Origin of the sequence: Globicatella sulfidifaciens DSM 15739 (genome assembly GCF_900167405.1) — a bacterium.
GTDB classification, from domain to species: domain Bacteria; phylum Bacillota; class Bacilli; order Lactobacillales; family Aerococcaceae; genus Globicatella; species Globicatella sulfidifaciens.
The window spans coordinates 1-16575 of the sequence record NZ_FUWO01000026.1; the positions used below are offsets into that span (position 1 = coordinate 1).

The following is a 16575-nucleotide window of genomic DNA, read 5'->3' on the forward strand; positions in this document are numbered from 1 at the left end:
ATTTTTGAAGTACTCGGTATCTCACTTTTTGAATGCTACGACATGACCGAGAAGCTTTATAATGAAGTGAATGAAATTGTATCGGAGATAAATAACTTTTTAAACGAGGAGAGTTCAGATGAAAGAAAACAAATATGATGATAATATATTTTTTCAAAAATACAGTCAAATGAGTCGCTCGCAGAAAGGACTGGCTGGGGCGGGAGAATGGGAGACTTTGAAAAAGATGCTACCTGATTTTAAGGGTAAGCGTGTGCTTGATTTAGGATGCGGCTATGGATGGCACTGTATATATGCGATGGAAAACGGTGCTTCCTCTGTAGTAGGTGTTGATATTTCTCATAAAATGCTCGAAGTAGCAAAAGGAAAAACCCATTTTCCACAGATTGAATATGAATGCTGTGCCATAGAAGATGTGGATTTCCCAGAGGAGAGCTTTGATGTAATACTAAGTTCGCTTGCGTTTCATTATGTAGCAGACTATGAGAATTTAATAAAAAAGATATATAGGATGCTGAAGGCTGGTGGCAATTTAGTTTTTACAGTTGAACATCCTGTTTTTACTGCTCATGGAACACAAGACTGGTATTATAACGAAAAAGGAGAAATACTGCATTTCCCGGTGGACAATTATTATTATGAGGGCAAACGGACAGCTATGTTTTTGGAAGAAAAGGTTACAAAATATCATAGAACACTGACCACATATCTAAATACACTGCTTTCAAATAGTTTTATAATAAATCAGATTGTGGAGCCACAGCCGCCAGAGAACATGATGGATATTCCGGGGATGGCGGATGAAATGCGACGCCCAATGATGCTGATTGTATCGGCAAAAAAGAAGATGTAATAATATAGAAAAAATAAACGAGGAGTATGTAAATGAGATCAGAAAAAGAAATGATGGATTTAGTACTTTCTTTAGCAGAACAGGATGAACGTATTCGAATTGTGACCCTTGAGGGGTCACGCGCAAATATTAATATACCTAAAGATGAATTTCAGGATTATGATATTACATATTTTGTAAGTGATATAGAACCGTTTATATCTAATGATGACTGGCTTAATCAATTTGGGAATATAATAATGATGCAAAAGCCGGAGGATATGGAATTATTCCCACCTGAAGAAAAGGGATTTTCCTATCTTATGCTATTTGATGATTACAATAAAATTGATCTTACCTTATTGCCCTTGGAAGAGTTAGATAATTACCTAAAGGGCGATAAATTAATAAAGGTTCTAATTGATAAAGATTGTAGAATTAAAAGGGACATAGTTCCGACTGATATAGATTATCATGTAAGAAAGCCAAGCGCAAGGGAGTATGATGATTGCTGCAATGAATTTTGGAATGTAACACCTTATGTTATTAAAGGATTGTGCCGCAAAGAGATACTGTTTGCAATCGATCATCTGAACCAGATTCTACGGTTTGAACTACTTAGGATGATGTCGTGGAAGGTTGGGATAAAGACAGAATTTTCATTAAGTGTTGGGAAAAATTATAAGTATATTAACAAATACATTGATGAAGATCTATGGAATAGATTATTATCTACATATCGCATGGATTCCTATGAAAATATTTGGAAGTCATTATTTATATGCCACCAATTGTTCAGGGAAGTGTCCAAAGAGGTAGCAGAACTACTGGGGTTTGATTATCCAGAGTATGGTAAGAACATAACAAGATATACCGAGGACATGTATAAAAAATATGTTGAAAATGACTATTTTTAAAGATTAGCAAAGATTATTAACCATAAGCAAGGGGTGTAAATGTATGGAAAGTACTGATGTTATAAATGAAATTAGAGGTATATTACCTCGTAACTCAATTGGAAAATATGATTTACTAACTATTTTTACACATAAAACCGTTTTTGATAAAATTGTAAAAGTACTATCATTGGATTTTCAAAATAAAGTAGATTATGTGGCTGCCCCAGAAGCAATTGGATGGATACTAGGCACTGCCATAGCCAAAGAACTTGGAGTGGGGTTTATTGGAGTAAGAAAAGGTGATAAGCTGCCATACGCAAAAGAAGAGATTATTTCGACACATTTTACCGACTATTCAGGTCAAGATAAAAGCTTTGAAATATCTAAGAGTTCTATTGTGAGGAACAAAAGAGTTTTGATTGTAGATGATTGGATAGAGACAGGTTCTCAAATGAAGGCTTTAATAGCTTTGTTAGAGAAATTGGATTGCAGCATTATTGGGTTGGCTACTATTGGGATTGATATAAATGAGGTTACTCAAAAATGGATAGACAGCAGTTTTGTAGCTTATATTGGCTCAAACATATAATAAACCGAAAGAAAATCTTGAATCAAAATTTTGGATGGCGTTAATTTACAATACAACGAAAGATGTTTACTCTTTTTTTATAAATTTTAAGAGGCGTTAAAAAACAGTTTTCAGACGAAAGGAGATCGAAGTTGAGTATAGATTTAAGTAACAAAAAAATTCCGAAAGAAGCAATTCAAGCATTAAAAACTATAGCGGAACTACTTGATAATATGTTAATTGGGGTGTATTTGTATGGTTCGGCAGTAATGGGTGGTTTACGTATGAATAGCGATGTAGATATTTTGGTAATAACAAATCAAAGTTTATCTGAAAAAACTCGAAGGAATCTTACAAATAGGTTAATGCTTATATCTGGGAAAATAGGAAACATAAAAGATATGAGGCCTCTTGAAGTTACGGTCATAAATCAAAAGGATATTGTCCCTTGGCATTTCCCCCCCAAATATGAATTTATGTATGGCGAGTGGCTAAGAGAGCAGTTTGAAAAGGGAGAAATTCCTGAGTCGACTTATGATCCGGATTTAGCAATACTTTTAGCACAACTAAGAAAAAATAGTATTAACCTTTTGGGACCAAAGGCAACAGAAGTAATTGAGCCTGTGCCAATGACAGATATTCGAAAAGCAATTAAAGAATCGTTGCCCGGGTTGATAGCTAGCATTAACGGTGACGAACGCAATGTGATTTTAACTTTAGCCAGAATGTGGCTGACAGCATCTACTGGTGAAATTCGCTCAAAAGATCTGGCAGCTGAATGGGCGATACCTCAATTACCCGATGAGCATGCTACTTTACTCAACAAAGCGAGAGAGGCTTATTTAGGAGAGTGTGTTGACAAGTGGGAAGGAATGGAATCTGAGGTGGCTGAACTCGTTAATCATATGAAAAAGTCTATAGAGTCTTCCCTTAATATCCAATTACCTTTTCGAATAGTTTAAATATAACAAAGACTAGTTGTTAATGTGCATTATTGATTGCTTCGATATGTTCCCCCATATATCAGTTTCTTAAAAAATAATCAAAATACCGTTGATACGTTCCCGCGAACGAAAGGGTTAAAAATCAGCTTAAGACATCAATGCCATCAACTCGAGCCATACGGAGTGTGTGGTGTTGCTTGAAAAAGAGACGATGTGATTCAGTAAGCAATTACGAAGACCTGTGTGATAGCTGTCGTAGAATGACGAATGAAATGAGAAAATGATTCGAGACAGCGACCAGCAGACTGTGTGGCATTGATTGAAAAAATTAGGTGATAAACTGGATAAGGACGGGGTTATAGGTGTTTAATAGATGTCTAGTGACCTCGTTTTTTACCTAGAAGATAGCAAATAGTAGCAAAAAAATTTTAACAGTAAAGTAGAGGTAATCTGAGAAACAGGTCGACTGGATACAATGTAATAGTTATGAGAATAGGAGGGCTAATATGCGTCAAGGAATAAATATTAATCTTTATTTCATTAATGGCACTTCAACGGGGCCAATCAAGTGTACTTTATCAAACTGGACGGGTGTCGCTTATAAAATACCTAGAAATTCATTTGAAGAGATTTCGGAAAGGGCTCATTTAAAACAAACGGGAATTTATTTTCTTTTTGGTATTAACGATGAAACAGAGCAACGTTCTGTTGACGAAACCGACGACCTTTTGGAACGAGCGGGATATGCGCTTTCCCACGCGGTAAAGTTCGATGTTATCGTTGAGTATTTCATTACAAACAGCAAATACGATGTTTTTGAGATAAATGAGGTGCTGTTTGATTACGACCAGCCACTGTTGGGAGGGTGCTGATTATGGATTATTTTCTAATTATTGTATTGCCCATAATAGCACTCGCTTTAATTATTGGAGGAGTTATTTTCTTGCATAAAAAATCTAATCCCAACGGAAACAATCATGTAAGCACAAAACAGACCGATTCAATTAAGTCGAAGGGTCTTGTAACGGGTGGAGATGTTCAGGGTAGCGAAATTGTCATACCGATTGAAGTTCTGCCTGCGACAATTCGGATAGACAAAAAGAGTCTATTTGAAATTACAGATAGCACAGTTATTTCTCGGGTTTCAGAATTAATACCTTTCACATCGCAAACTGGGACGAGATTGATGGCAAACAACGCCATGAACTCCCTAAAAGGTACAGAGTTAATAAAAATGGATATTCCGTTTTCACAACTCACAAAATCGAAAGAAGTTGCAGGTGCTGCAAGAGGTTATATTCATGGCGGTAAGGGCGTAGCGGCGCAAGCAAACCTAACCAAAGTTGATATGAGCAAAGTCACAAAAACTACTACTGTTGCTAATAGTGTGGCAAATGTGATGAATATCGGTTCTTTGGTGGTCGGACAATACTATATGTCCGAGATTAGCTGCAAACTGGAGACTATGACGAAGAGCCTCGACAAAATCGGTGACTTTCAGGACAGGGAGTTTAAGAGCCGAATAATGTCTGTAATTACTCTTGTTGGAGAAATATCACAATTTAGTTCTGAAATTATGGAGAGTGATGATCAGCGAGCACTCAAACTTTCTGCCATAGAGAATTTGAAAGCTACAGCTACTGAACTGCTCGGCCAAGTAAACATTACAATATCTGATATTACTCAAAAGACACCTGATCCGGATTATAAAGAGTATCAATCTAAAGTTGATGATTTTCAAAAACTGGTGGGGTATCAGAATGCTCTGGTCACGGTTCTGGAGGAAATCAGCAAGTTGACGTACTTATTAGGGAAAGGTTCTATCTCAACTGAGAGAAGCTATTCTACGTTTAATAAGTATCTTGAACTGTCTGTGCAAACAAGAAATCTCCTTGGACAATGGCATGATAGGCAGGTCAAATCACTGCGTATTGATTTAAAAAAAGAGCGTATATCTAAGGCTGGGTTTGAAGCCGTTGTTTCCTCGATACCAGGCTTGTTTGATGATAAATTTAAATATAACGAACTAAGACAAAGCTTCGTAAACCAAATAAGCACTCAAGCAACAAACATCGCTGAAAGTCCACCCGGACAGAAACAAATCTACGATGATGATGTGCAAATCATAATAAAAGACAACAAATTTTACTATCTGCACGCTTCCTCCACCAGTATCCAAGAATCAAGCGAGTAAATCATTTGTCGCTTCTGAAGCGACCGCCGGTCTCAAGTAAAGTAGTATTCTAAGATTATAATAAATCCTAGGAGGCTACCAAAATGAAAAAGGGATTAACTGAACTGGTATTTATACTCAACAAAAGCGGCTCAATGAGCGGACTGTAAGTTGACACTATTGGTGGTTACAATTCAATGCTCGCAAAGCAGAAGGCAATAGTGGTGAGTGCTACATTACAACTGTGTTGTTTGATAACAATTATGAACTGCTTCATGACCGTATTGACATTAAGGCAGTCAGCCCGATTACTGACAAAGCGGTTGACTACCTTGCTGATAGCGAAGGTACGAAACTGAACTTTAAGGGTATGGCAAGTGCTGTTGCGACATTTCGCGAGTCGGGAACGGTTGATGAAACTTGCTTTGAGGAAATCCGCAAAGATATGAAGCGGCGAGGAAGTCGCAAATAATGCTTGGTGCGATTATAGGAGATATCGTTGGCTCAGTTTATGAATGGCATAATATAAAAACTAAAGACTTCCCGCTGTTTGAACTGCCCCCTGTCAAGTAAGACTAGGAATTACTTTTGAGGAGTTAAAAGAATATTATTAGTCACTGTAATGGCTAACTTACTAAGTGTACCCACTTCATTAAGAAAAGAGGTTGGAGCATGGATGATATATTAAAAACTATAATTGATAAATTAATTGAAGATGTGAAAAAGAATGGGCCACAACTTTCTGTAACTCAAAGAGTAAAAGGGGTAAAGCAACCTTGGGGAGGCTACCTCAAGCGTGTTGATTTTGATGAGGTCTGTCTGGGAGATGGTCAAGAAACGCTTCATGAAAATGAAAATGTTCATGCGAGCTTGATTGGTATGGCAGTTGACTACATGGCGAGATTTATGATGGGTAGTCCAGTTGATGAGGCGTTTAAAATTAGTTTACTGGGGGCCAAAATAAAGAATAGAATCAGAACCGCTAATAAATTAAAAAAGCGTATTACTGGGTTAGACGATGAGTCTATTAAGAGTGCTATAAAGCTTAGTGGTTATGATGTAGTTTATCGAAATGGTGGATTTGGTTATACACCGGTAGATGAGATTAAACCGGATCAAAATACTATCGAGAATGTTCGAATAATGATTCAACGGACACTCGAATTCTTTAAAATTTATGGTCCTGTGACTTTAGATGGTTTTGATTTTGAAGGGGCTTATACTAGAAATATTGCATCTGGAGATGGTGACTTCTTGACAGAAGACACTTTATGGGATTTAAAAGTATTAAAAGGAGACATTAGCAAAAATCACACGTTACAGTTATTAGTTTATTGGCGAATGGGTTTGAGGACAGTCCAGACCGAGTTTCAAAGTGTTTGTTACTTAGGTATTTATAATCCTCGGAAAAATACCGTTCATCGCTTAAATGTGAATCAGATAACAGAAGAAACAATTAAAATAGTGGATCAAGAAATTATAGGGTATCCAACCTGGTTAGGAGATAATGGAGTGCTAGATAGGCAAGAATTTGTGAAAAATTTTAGGGGCTTTTTACGAAGCTCAGAGCATAAAACACTAATTACTGGACTTGACGATGATGAGAAAATTAGAACGGTGCTAAAAATATTATCACAACAATTTAAATCAGGTATTATTTATTGCTCTGAATTGGGTGCAATAGCAGAAATAATAAATCATGCATTTGGTAACCCTGAACTTCCCCAGAAGGTGAATAGTAGTGATACTTATGATTTAGGTGGTATGAAAGTAAGATTTTCAAAATATATTCATTCTAAAAATCCAGCTAATATTGGTAAAAATGTTGACTTTGTTTTGTATTTTCCTGTTGAGACAGTCCTGATGAAGGGGAAAGAAAAACACTTAAAAAGCCTCTTGAATGACATAAAAAATACAGTATCAACAAAGGTAATTGTGATGACAACGAATGATCAATTAAAGAATCTCACACCAATTAGAGACGTAGTAGATAGTCATATTCATTATGAAATTGAAAATGATAATCCTGAATTACTTGAAATTATAAAATCCAATATAGGTGAATTCGAGTATCCGTTGTTTCAGTAATTAAAAATGCAAGTGTGTAATTATCTACAACAAAATTAAAAATATTAATGGGGAGAATGTAATGGAGAATTTTTCAGATAGAGTGCTCTCTTATTTAAATAGAAACAAAGGTAAGGAGTTCTACATCTATTGTTTAGTTGATACTAGGAATGATGAGGAAGAGATATTCTACATCGGTAAAGGAAAAGGGAATCGTGTCTTTAATCATGAGAAAGCTGCCTTTAATAAAAAATTAGAACTGCTATTAGAAAGTGAAGATAAAACTGAAGACTTAAAAATTAACAAAATCAGAGCTATTAAGGCAGAAGGATTTCCAATAAAAAAAGTAATTTTAAATTACTGGTTATCAGAACGAGAAGCGTTTGCGAGCGAAAACACTTTAATAAATTTATTTAACATTTTTTCGCCTCGAAACCTAACAAATAAAGTAAATGGTCATGGAGTCCGGGGAACTGAAGTGGGCGATTTGGAAAGACAGTTTGGAAGTATCCCAATGTCCATAACTGAATTACAAACTGACGAACTTATACTTGCTGTCAAGATAACAGACTCCCTCCAGTTAGATAAGGATGAAACTTATGATTACCCTTTTTATGATAGAGATGACTATAATCTTAAATCTAGAACGTTAGGGACTTGGAGAGTTGCGAAAGATAAAGCTGAAAAAGTTAAATATATTTTAGGAATCAATACGGGGATAAATAATACAGTGGTTTCTGCTTATGAAGTGACAGGGTTTGAACCAGGTATTGATGAAAAGGGTCGACAACGTTTTTGTTTTCACTCAAATTCAAAGAGTGAAAATATAATGAAAGCTTTAGGGGTATATCAAAGGGCTATATATGATTTAAAATTTGGTAGTGGTCAGTCAATAGTTTATATTAATAATCATTCAAACCACATTTCCAACACACTATAATCAATCATTACATGCCCAACAAGACATGTGGAGTGTGTGGTGTTGATGTCTAGAAAATAAAGTCCGGAAAGCTTTGAAGATACTAGGTTTTATAAAATGAAAGTGAATCTGTCTACTCGACCTAAGCCCTCGATATGTGTACGTGGAAACATATCGAGGGTATATTTCTGTGCGAAATTTGAGCTAGAATAACGAGATTCGTCGTGCCAAATAACTGGGTTAGACTCATCTTTCTCTTTCGAGTTGGATTTAGCACCTTGCCAATGGTAGGTTGCTGAAGCTTCATCGGGCCAATTCCCTCTGCTTACTCTGGATAAGTTGTGGTTTTTAATTGTATTAGGATAATAGCATAAAAAGTTTTCGAAAACAAACTCCTATAATGATAAAATAAGTTTTCTTTGGTACAATATTAATAATTACAAATGTAAATTTATGAAAGGAATGGGGATGAAGATATTCTTATCTCAATCGATCGTTTAAGTAAAATAAGTATTTAGATTCATAGAACACTTTAGAAAACTATGTGCAAAAAGAAGAAAAATGGATTAACTGTATTGAAATATAAGTAATGATATCATAACTATTCTGGAGGGATAAAAATGGGATTATTTGGTAGATCAAAAGAAGATAAAGAACGAAAAAAAATAAAGAAGAATATTGATAAACTGATGGATTCTTATAATAAAGAGAAAATTGATGGAGATACTTATTTTAAAAAAATGATGGATTTAACAACTTCTGCCAAAAAGAGAAAAAAATAAGGAAATTTATTATCCTTAGAATTGCAATTAACCATAACATTAAAGGTGGAATGTAAGAGAGCTAATCTTATTGCAGCCACCTTTTTATTTTCATAAATGATTTGAAAACATCAGAGAAATTTAATAGACTACTCAAGGATTAAGATGCTAATAAAGAAATCGATATCTTATTTTGTCTAGAAATAATTTGTATAAATAATTTGATTGATATATCTAGCAGTTAGGCAAAGAGTATTTTCTAATATAATATTAATTATTACTGATAAGGAGTTATTAATGGAAATTATCAACATTATTGAAAACAACATACCTGAGGGGCAAAAATTAGAATTTAAACAATATGTATTTGAAGATGGAAAATTTAATCGATTAGTAGAAAAAAGTAAAAATAATTTAGTAAAAGAGATAATTGCTTTTGCAAACTCAGATGGCGGTACAATTATAATTGGTATTTCAGAAGACGAAAAACATAACCCAAATGATGTTATTGATATTGGTGTCGATAATGCAACTTTTGAAACTTGGCAACAATCTTTTAGACAATTTATTTCAGCTAAAGTTAAACCAGTCATTCATGGAATTGATTTGAAGTTGCACAATTATGAAGGGAAGAATCTAATATCAATTTCAATTCCGAAAAGTATAATGAAACCTCATGCATTTGATGATGGAAATAAAGATTCATTTTTTATTAGGTATGGAAACACAATCAATTCTATGAGGTTAGAAGAATTACGTTCTGCTTTTCACGAACGAGATATTATTCAATCAAGGGTACTAAACTTTAAAAATGAAAGAATTTCAAAAATTCTATCAGGTGAGGTTATGGGGCCGCTTGAAAATGATAGCCTATTGGTTTTACATATTATTCCCGATTGGAGTATGGGGTTGAATAGTTATGTGAATTTAAAGGAGTTTAAGGAAGACTACAAAATTGATGTATTTTCTCCTCCTAGAGATTTCAATTCAAAGATGAGAAGAGGATGGTCAAATTTTAACTATGATGGATTAAGAATTTTTTATGGCGACCAGACCGGTGCTATTGACTCATATACGCAAGTATTTTATAACGGTTCCTTAGAGTGTGTAGAAAGAAGAATGATGAATGCTCCTACATCTCATGGAGATGATGAGACGAGAATATATAGATGGGATAGAATGGAAGTACTGCTAGTAGAAAAAATTAGAGACTTCATTGAATCATTATCTGATCATGAACTACCAAAACCCTACAATATACTTGTAACATTATTAAATTTGAATAATAAAACGGCTGTTGGTAATAGTTTCGGTGATTCAACACCAAGTGGGCCGATTACTCAAACGGTAATCAAAATAGTACCTGCGTATATTGATGAAGAGGCATCTTTAGGAGAGGCGCTTTTCCCGCTATTAACGAATCTCGCTCATACTTTTGGATATGATTATACTTCACTTTATAGTAATGATGGCATTCCCAATCCAAATGTTTTTTAAAGAAAATTAATTAAAAAAAATCGAATTTCAGTAAATCACCATATTCCACATACCATTTTTCATACATAGCTTAACCACGACACATGTTGAATGTATTGTCAGCCTGATTCGAAAATAAGCATTCAACTGGAGATAAGTATATTTGATATCAAAGTAAATAATGAACGTGCAGTGCAGTTCCGAAAATGGACAGGACAGGCTGTTTATGTCTGACTATGACAGATATTTACTTGAGTTGGAAGAGAAAGTTAGAGAAGAGTAAACGGGAAATTTGAATTTTACAGGGAGGTTAGATTATGATTATTTTGATAGCAGGAGCTTCACATACAGGAAAAACAGCATTGTCACAGAAGCTGCTTGAAAAATATAAATATCCATATTTTTCAATAGACCATTTGAAGATGGGTTTAATAAGAAGTGGCAACACGGAACTTACCCCAACAAGTGATGATTCAGATTTAACAGCATATTTGTGGGCGATTGTTCGTGAAATGATTAAGACAGCAATAGAAAATAAGCAGAATTTGATTGTGGAAGGCTGTTATATTCCATTTGATTGGGCGAAAGATTTTGAAAAAGAGTATCTTGATAGTATCAAATATTATTGTCTTGTAATGAGTGAGGATTATATTAGAAATAATTTTGCAGATATAAAAAGCTATGCAAGTATAATCGAAAGTCGTTTTGATGATGATTTTTGTACTTTGGATTCAGTGATAGAAGATAATAGGCAAGTTTTGGAACACGCCATCGCACACGAAGTTAATTATATACTTATTGATGACGAGTACAAGATAGATATTGATTTAGAGAGATAAATTTCAATTCCACAGACATATTCCCACAAACGACTCAATTACAAAAAGGCTATGGACTTGTTCCCGTCCAACCAACAGCAGGCGACTTATACGATCGATTAGTGGAAGCCGGTCATGAGAATGTTGAATTGACGACCTTTGATAATGTGATGGATACGAGTGGTCAATTCGTTGATGCAGACGGCAATCCCTATGAATATCTAGGACACTGGTCATGGATCTACCTATATAACGACGAAGTTGCCAATGAAGAAGGCGTGAACTTCTATGAATGGTTGAACGCCCAAGCAAAGAATTAGTACTCTTTCTAGGAAATTGCCCGAGACCATTTCCAATTATGGTTGACTTTTCACTGAGCTTTCAATAAAATATTAATTAATAATAAGAAAGATTAAAAAACGATGAATAAAAATTACGATGAAGAGAAGAGTAGCCAAGATAACTGTTTCAGAGAGCCCGGCTGGTGGAAAAGGGTACAGTGACGGTTGGTGAAGATGAACTCAGAGTATTAGTGAGGTGAAAGCTTCACTAACGGTCGCAACCGATAGCTTGCCAACATTGATTGATGTTTTGAGGCGTCATAATTACTGGCGTAAAGATGGGTGGTAACACGGTGAATAATCGTCCCTAATTAGTTATGTGTAACTAATTGGGGGCGATTTTTTTGTTTTTATTTTTCAATAATGGAAGGAGAAAGAAAGCATGCCAATAAAGCTTGCGCCAGGATTACCGATCCGTAAGCAATTGAAAGAAGAAGGAATTGTCGCGATAGATGAACACCGGGCACGGAGTCAAGATATCCGGCCATTGAAGATATTGATATTGAACTTAATGCCTAAGAAAGAAAGTACGGAATTACAATTGCTCCGCTTGTTAGGTAACACCCCTCTACAAATCGAGGTGGACTTTGTCTATACCCAAACTTACGAAGCGTCACATACACCGCGGAGTTATTTGAAAGAGTTCTACAAGACTTATGAACAAATCAAAGACCAGCAATATGATGGCTTAATCATAACTGGGGCGCCGGTAGAACACCTTGCTTATAGAGAAGTGAGTTATATTCAGGAGCTAGACCGTATATTAGCATGGTCCAAGCGCAATGTATTTGCCAAGGTCTATATTTGTTGGGGTGCTCAATACGGTCTCTACCACGATTACGGCATTAACAATGTGAAGTTAGACCAGAAATTGTTCGGCATCTTTGATTACCAAGTCCAAGCCCCTAGCCATCCTTTACTAAGAGGCTTCAATGATAGTTACCAAGTTCCTCAATCGCGGCATACGACCATTGATGGCCACAAGATCAAGGCGACTGAAGACTTGGCAATCCTATCCAGTCACCCAATCTATGGGCCGGATATGATTGCCAGTCGGTCGGGACGGGACGTCTACTTGCTAGGCCACTTAGAGTACGACCGGACGACCTTAGAGGATGAATACCAACGTGACTTGGCAGCCAATAAAATAATTCAAGCCCCTGAGAATTATTATCCAGCAGGCGAGCAAGGCGGCAAGCCGGTCTTCAGTTGGCGCAGTTATGCTCATTTATTTTATAACAATTGGTTGAATGAAGTTTACCAAAATACTTACTACGACTTAACAGACTTATTAAAGGAGGAAAATTAAGATGACACACAGTATATTCACACAGTTAGTTCAATTAGGTAACCGCAAGGACCCGGTGACAGGGTCTGTCTCATCACCTATTCACTTATCAACGACCTTTGCCCATCCGGGTCTGGGACAAAGTACTGGTTATGACTACAGCCGGACGAAGAATCCGACGCGGGATACATTAGAAGAAGGCTTGGCTATTTTGGAAGGGGGAGTCCAAGCGATAGTGACCAGCTCAGGTATGAGTGCCTTACAACTTGTCTTTCAGCTGTTCAAGCCAGGGGCAGTGATTTTCGTCTCAAGAGATTTATATGGAGGAAGTTTCCGCTACTTTGACCATTTGGAAGAATTAGGCTTAGCGTCTTTTGCCTATTTTGATACGGAAGAAGAATTAGCGGACTTAGTGGTAGCTTATGATAAGGTGGATGGAATCTTTATCGAGACGCCGACGAATCCATTGATGCGTGAAGTGGATATTGTGTCTATTGCGAAAGTATCTAAAGAGGCCCAAGCCTTACTAATTGTAGACAATACTTTGCTAACTCCCCTACGCCAGAAGCCTTTGGACCTAGGGGCAGACTTGGTAATTCATTCAGGAACGAAATTCTTAACAGGTCATAATGACATCTTAGCGGGTGTGGTCGTTGCTAAGACAGCCGAATTAGGCGAGAAGTTATATTGGCTATCGAACACAACGGGTCCGACATTATCACCCTTTGATTGTTGGCTCTTCATAAGAAGTCTGAAGACATTAGCCGTTCGCTTCGACCGCCAAGAAGCAACCGCCCGTGAACTCGTTAATTGGTTAGAAGATGAAGACCGAATCCAATCGACCTTATACGCCGGTCAAGGGGCCATGATCAGTATTCGCCTAGCCAGTGAAGAGTTTGTGGGGCCTTTCTTAGAAGCGCTCAAGGTCTTTACTTATGCTGAGAGTCTAGGTGGGGTTGAAAGTCTCATTACTTACCCAACGACCCAGACTCATGCGGATATTCCGGAAGACCTTCGCGAATCTTATGGTCTAACACCGGACTTATTACGTCTGTCTATTGGACTAGAAGATCCAAAAGATTTAATTCAAGATATTAAAGCTGCTCTGGACGCTGTGGAAGGGTGATGGATGATGACAATTGAAGAATTTGTAAGGGATTATTATGTAGAGCGGCAAGATAGCCAATCTTTGAAATGGGATTTGCTGGAAGAACGCTTCGGTAACCCAGACCTCTTGCCCTTGTGGGTAGCCGATATGGACTTCAAAGTCAGCCCAGCCATTACCCAAGTTCTAGCTGATCGGGTCCAACATGGGGTCTATGGTTATAGTTACGCGACATCGACTTATTACGAGGCTTTGAGCCAGTGGTTAAGCCGTCATTATAACTTTGAGATTGAGAAAGACTGGCTGCGCTTTTCGACGGGGGTTGTTCAAGCCATCTACCACCTCATTCATGCCTTTACTGCAGAAGATGATGCGATTCTTATCCAGACGCCCGTCTACTATCCTTTTGCCAATGCGATTCGTGATAGTGGGCGCCAGCTCATCAATGTTGACTTGAAGAATGAAAATGGTTATTTCACCATTGACTTTGACCGATTCGAAGAAGCCGTTATTCAACATCAGGTGAAGATGTACTTACATTGTTCGCCTCACAACCCTGTTGGCCGGGTCTGGACTGAAGAAGAATCAGTTCGTCTTCTAGAAATCTGTCGCAAGCACAAAGTCCTAGTAATATCAGATGAGATCCATCAAGACTTTACTTACGGCCACCATCATATACCGACGGCAGTCTTAGAAGGTGGTCGTTACCGAGACCAGACCATTACTTTGAATTCTGCATCCAAAAGCTTTAACATTGCGGGTTTAACTCATTGTCACATTATTATTAGTGAAGCTAGCTTACGGCATCAATATGATGCTTTTGCTAAGACAATCTTTCAGACCGAGCCCAACCTCATGGGGATGTTGGCAACGGAAGCGGCCTTTCAAGCCGGGCAAGCTTGGTTGGATGGTGTTAAGGAAGTGATCTATCACAATTATCGGGAAGTGTTGACGGCCTTTGAACAAAGGGCGCCTGAAGTTATTGTTTCGCCCTTAGAAGGCAGTTACTTAGTCTTCATTGACTTGAGGCAAGTTATTGATCCTTCTGAAGTAAAAACCTTCATCCAAGACCGATGTGGGTTGGCAGTTGATTATGGAGAGTGGTTCGGTGAGAATTATGTCGGCTTTATCCGCCTGAATTTAGCCACCAAGCCGGACTATATTCAGCAGGCAGTGGACCAGATTATTAGACATCTTAACTAGACAAATCAATAATAAATAGCCCTATCACTTTCTTAACACAAGTGCTAGGGCTTATTTTGTCATGTATTAAGGAAGTTGAGTCTGACTGGATGGATTCGGTCCAAATAGACCGTATGACAGGATCAACCAACTGAGTCTTAGCGAATAACCGGCTAGAATATCACTCAAGTAATGGACGCCTAGATAGATGCGACTGCAACCAATGACTAAGATAATAAGTCGTAAGCTGAAGGTCGCCAAATGGCGTTTGCCACTGGCTTTACAACTAACCCACAGTATCAAAATGACACCCCATAGAGCATCATAGAAGCAAAGGCATGGCCATTTGGGAAGGAGTAAGTCTTCTCTATGACTAGGCGCATGGCCTTTTCAGGTCGCTGACGTTGGATAATGCTTTTGACTAACGGATTAATTCCTAAGCTTCCAATGGCATTGGCCAAAAGGAACCACAAACTCAGCCCCCGCTTAGCATATCGGAAGTAGGCTGGTTAAAGCGATCATAACAAACGAAAAGACTGGGTTCGCTAGGCGGGTTACTGCGAAGAAAAAGGCGTTAAGCCCTTGAGTTCGTATGCCATAAGCCGCTAAGCTAGTGATATTGTCCATGTGTTGCAGCGAATTGGCATCCAATATATACCAACCATAAAAGTCAGCTTAAAAATCCCGATTTGTCTCACTTAAGATTCCCCACTTTTTCGTGGGGAAAGTTTGTCTTTAATTCGTTAAGAAGGCCCTGTTATATTAATGAGAAAAGAATGATGTAAAATACAATCGATAATCGCCTTTGTTAACATCTCGTCTTGTCCCATAATGGTATGCCATTTATCGAAAGTTAAGTTACTCGTGAAGATCGTGGAGCACTTTGTATATCGCATATCAATTAATTGAAAGAATAATTTTGCTTCAAGTGGACTTATTTCATTAAATCCTACTACATCAATCACTAGTAACTTATATTTGAAGAATAACTTTATTTTTCTTTCAAATGTCCCTTCCTGATTAGCCGTCCTCAATGAATGGATTGGGAGTGAACCAGAAGTAGAAAATTCAATTATTTTCGCTTCGTCTATTCACCCCCGCACAGTTGGGAGTGGACCAAAAGTAGAAAATCAAATGATTTTCGCTTTGTCTGTCCACCCCCGCACAGTTGAGTAGGTCTCAAGCAAGTCATTAAGACGCAG

17 protein-coding genes, 2 pseudogenes, 1 riboswitch and 1 other annotated feature are annotated in these 16575 nt (G+C 37.3%); of the genes and pseudogenes, 17 read left to right on the top strand and 2 right to left on the bottom strand.

The features are described from left to right. The 17 genes and pseudogenes from B5D12_RS10115 to B5D12_RS09420 form a co-directional block, all read left to right on the top strand. Window positions 1-138, top strand: a pseudogene (locus B5D12_RS10115) (nucleotidyltransferase domain-containing protein); the annotation flags it as partial. After that, the gene (locus tag B5D12_RS09350) at window positions 119-853 is read left to right on the top strand and encodes a class I SAM-dependent methyltransferase (RefSeq protein ID WP_000662263.1); all 735 of its coding nucleotides are present in this window, start codon (window positions 119-121) and stop codon (window positions 851-853) included. The pseudogene B5D12_RS10115 and the gene B5D12_RS09350, both read left to right, overlap by 20 nt. Before the next feature lie 32 nt (window positions 854-885). Further along, window positions 886-1749 carry an aminoglycoside nucleotidyltransferase ANT(6)-Ia gene (locus B5D12_RS09355; protein WP_002294505.1) on the top strand — a complete coding sequence of 288 codons (864 nt, stop codon included), beginning with the start codon at window positions 886-888 and terminating at the stop codon, window positions 1747-1749. Window positions 1750-1792: 43 nt separating this feature from the next. Further along, window positions 1793-2320: a phosphoribosyltransferase family protein gene (locus B5D12_RS09360; RefSeq protein WP_002294507.1), complete on the top strand. Its 528-nt coding sequence runs from the start codon at window positions 1793-1795 to the stop codon at window positions 2318-2320. Between the two features lie 131 nt (window positions 2321-2451). Further along, window positions 2452-3261 (top strand): ANT(9) family aminoglycoside nucleotidyltransferase Spw, encoded by an 810-nt coding sequence (locus tag B5D12_RS09365; RefSeq protein WP_002294509.1) that lies wholly within the window; start codon window positions 2452-2454, stop codon window positions 3259-3261. Window positions 3262-3749: 488 nt separating this feature from the next. Next, complete coding sequence (locus tag B5D12_RS10300; protein ID WP_078756573.1) at window positions 3750-4115, top strand: hypothetical protein; 366 nt, start codon at window positions 3750-3752, stop codon at window positions 4113-4115. Window positions 4116-4117: 2 nt separating this feature from the next. After that, on the top strand, window positions 4118-5437 hold the full coding sequence (locus B5D12_RS09375) for a topoisomerase IV (RefSeq protein WP_078756574.1): 1320 nt from the start codon (window positions 4118-4120) through the stop codon (window positions 5435-5437). A 450-nt stretch (window positions 5438-5887) separates the two neighbouring features. Next, window positions 5888-5968, top strand: a pseudogene (locus tag B5D12_RS10735) (ADP-ribosylglycohydrolase); the annotation flags it as partial. Window positions 5969-6088: 120 nt separating this feature from the next. Then, on the top strand, window positions 6089-7504 hold the full coding sequence (locus tag B5D12_RS10510; RefSeq protein WP_234982960.1) for a hypothetical protein: 1416 nt from the start codon (window positions 6089-6091) through the stop codon (window positions 7502-7504). Window positions 7505-7565: 61 nt separating this feature from the next. Continuing rightward, window positions 7566-8423: an LEM-3-like GIY-YIG domain-containing protein gene (locus tag B5D12_RS09390; protein ID WP_078756575.1), complete on the top strand. Its 858-nt coding sequence runs from the start codon at window positions 7566-7568 to the stop codon at window positions 8421-8423. Between the two features lie 222 nt (window positions 8424-8645). Further along, a riboswitch (SAM riboswitch) is annotated at window positions 8646-8743 on the bottom strand. A gap of 279 nt (window positions 8744-9022) precedes the next feature. Next, on the top strand, window positions 9023-9184 hold the full coding sequence (locus B5D12_RS10305) for an SWIB-MDM2 domain-containing protein (RefSeq protein WP_200803026.1): 162 nt from the start codon (window positions 9023-9025) through the stop codon (window positions 9182-9184). Between the two features lie 276 nt (window positions 9185-9460). After that, window positions 9461-10660, top strand: coding sequence for an AlbA family DNA-binding domain-containing protein (locus B5D12_RS09395; protein WP_078756576.1), 1200 nt, complete (start codon window positions 9461-9463; stop codon window positions 10658-10660). 296 nt (window positions 10661-10956) lie between these two features. Further along, window positions 10957-11478 (top strand): zeta toxin family protein, encoded by a 522-nt coding sequence (locus tag B5D12_RS09400; RefSeq protein WP_078756577.1) that lies wholly within the window; start codon window positions 10957-10959, stop codon window positions 11476-11478. Window positions 11479-11579: 101 nt separating this feature from the next. Continuing rightward, window positions 11580-11777: a hypothetical protein gene (locus tag B5D12_RS09405; RefSeq protein WP_078756578.1), complete on the top strand. Its 198-nt coding sequence runs from the start codon at window positions 11580-11582 to the stop codon at window positions 11775-11777. Window positions 11778-11886: 109 nt separating this feature from the next. Continuing rightward, window positions 11887-12110: a binding site (T-box leader), on the top strand. A 70-nt stretch (window positions 12111-12180) separates the two neighbouring features. Continuing rightward, window positions 12181-13107 carry a homoserine O-succinyltransferase gene (locus B5D12_RS09410; RefSeq protein ID WP_078756579.1) on the top strand — a complete coding sequence of 309 codons (927 nt, stop codon included), beginning with the start codon at window positions 12181-12183 and terminating at the stop codon, window positions 13105-13107. 1 nt (window position 13108) lies between these two features. After that, entirely contained in the window at window positions 13109-14212 is a 1104-nt protein-coding gene (locus B5D12_RS09415; RefSeq protein WP_078756580.1) for a PLP-dependent transferase, read from the top strand. 6 nt (window positions 14213-14218) lie between these two features. Then, entirely contained in the window at window positions 14219-15394 is a 1176-nt protein-coding gene (locus tag B5D12_RS09420) for a MalY/PatB family protein (protein WP_078756583.1), read from the top strand. 66 nt (window positions 15395-15460) lie between these two features. Here the strand turns inward: B5D12_RS09420 and B5D12_RS10680 are convergent, their stop codons facing one another. Together B5D12_RS10680 and B5D12_RS09430 are read right to left on the bottom strand one after the other, a co-directional pair. Continuing rightward, the gene (locus B5D12_RS10680) at window positions 15461-15676 is read right to left on the bottom strand and encodes a phosphatase PAP2 family protein (RefSeq protein WP_159443922.1); all 216 of its coding nucleotides are present in this window, start codon (window positions 15674-15676) and stop codon (window positions 15461-15463) included. Between the two features lie 440 nt (window positions 15677-16116). Then, window positions 16117-16407: an ATP-binding protein gene (locus tag B5D12_RS09430; RefSeq protein WP_159443923.1), complete on the bottom strand. Its 291-nt coding sequence runs from the start codon at window positions 16405-16407 to the stop codon at window positions 16117-16119. Window positions 16408-16575 lie beyond the last annotated feature (168 nt).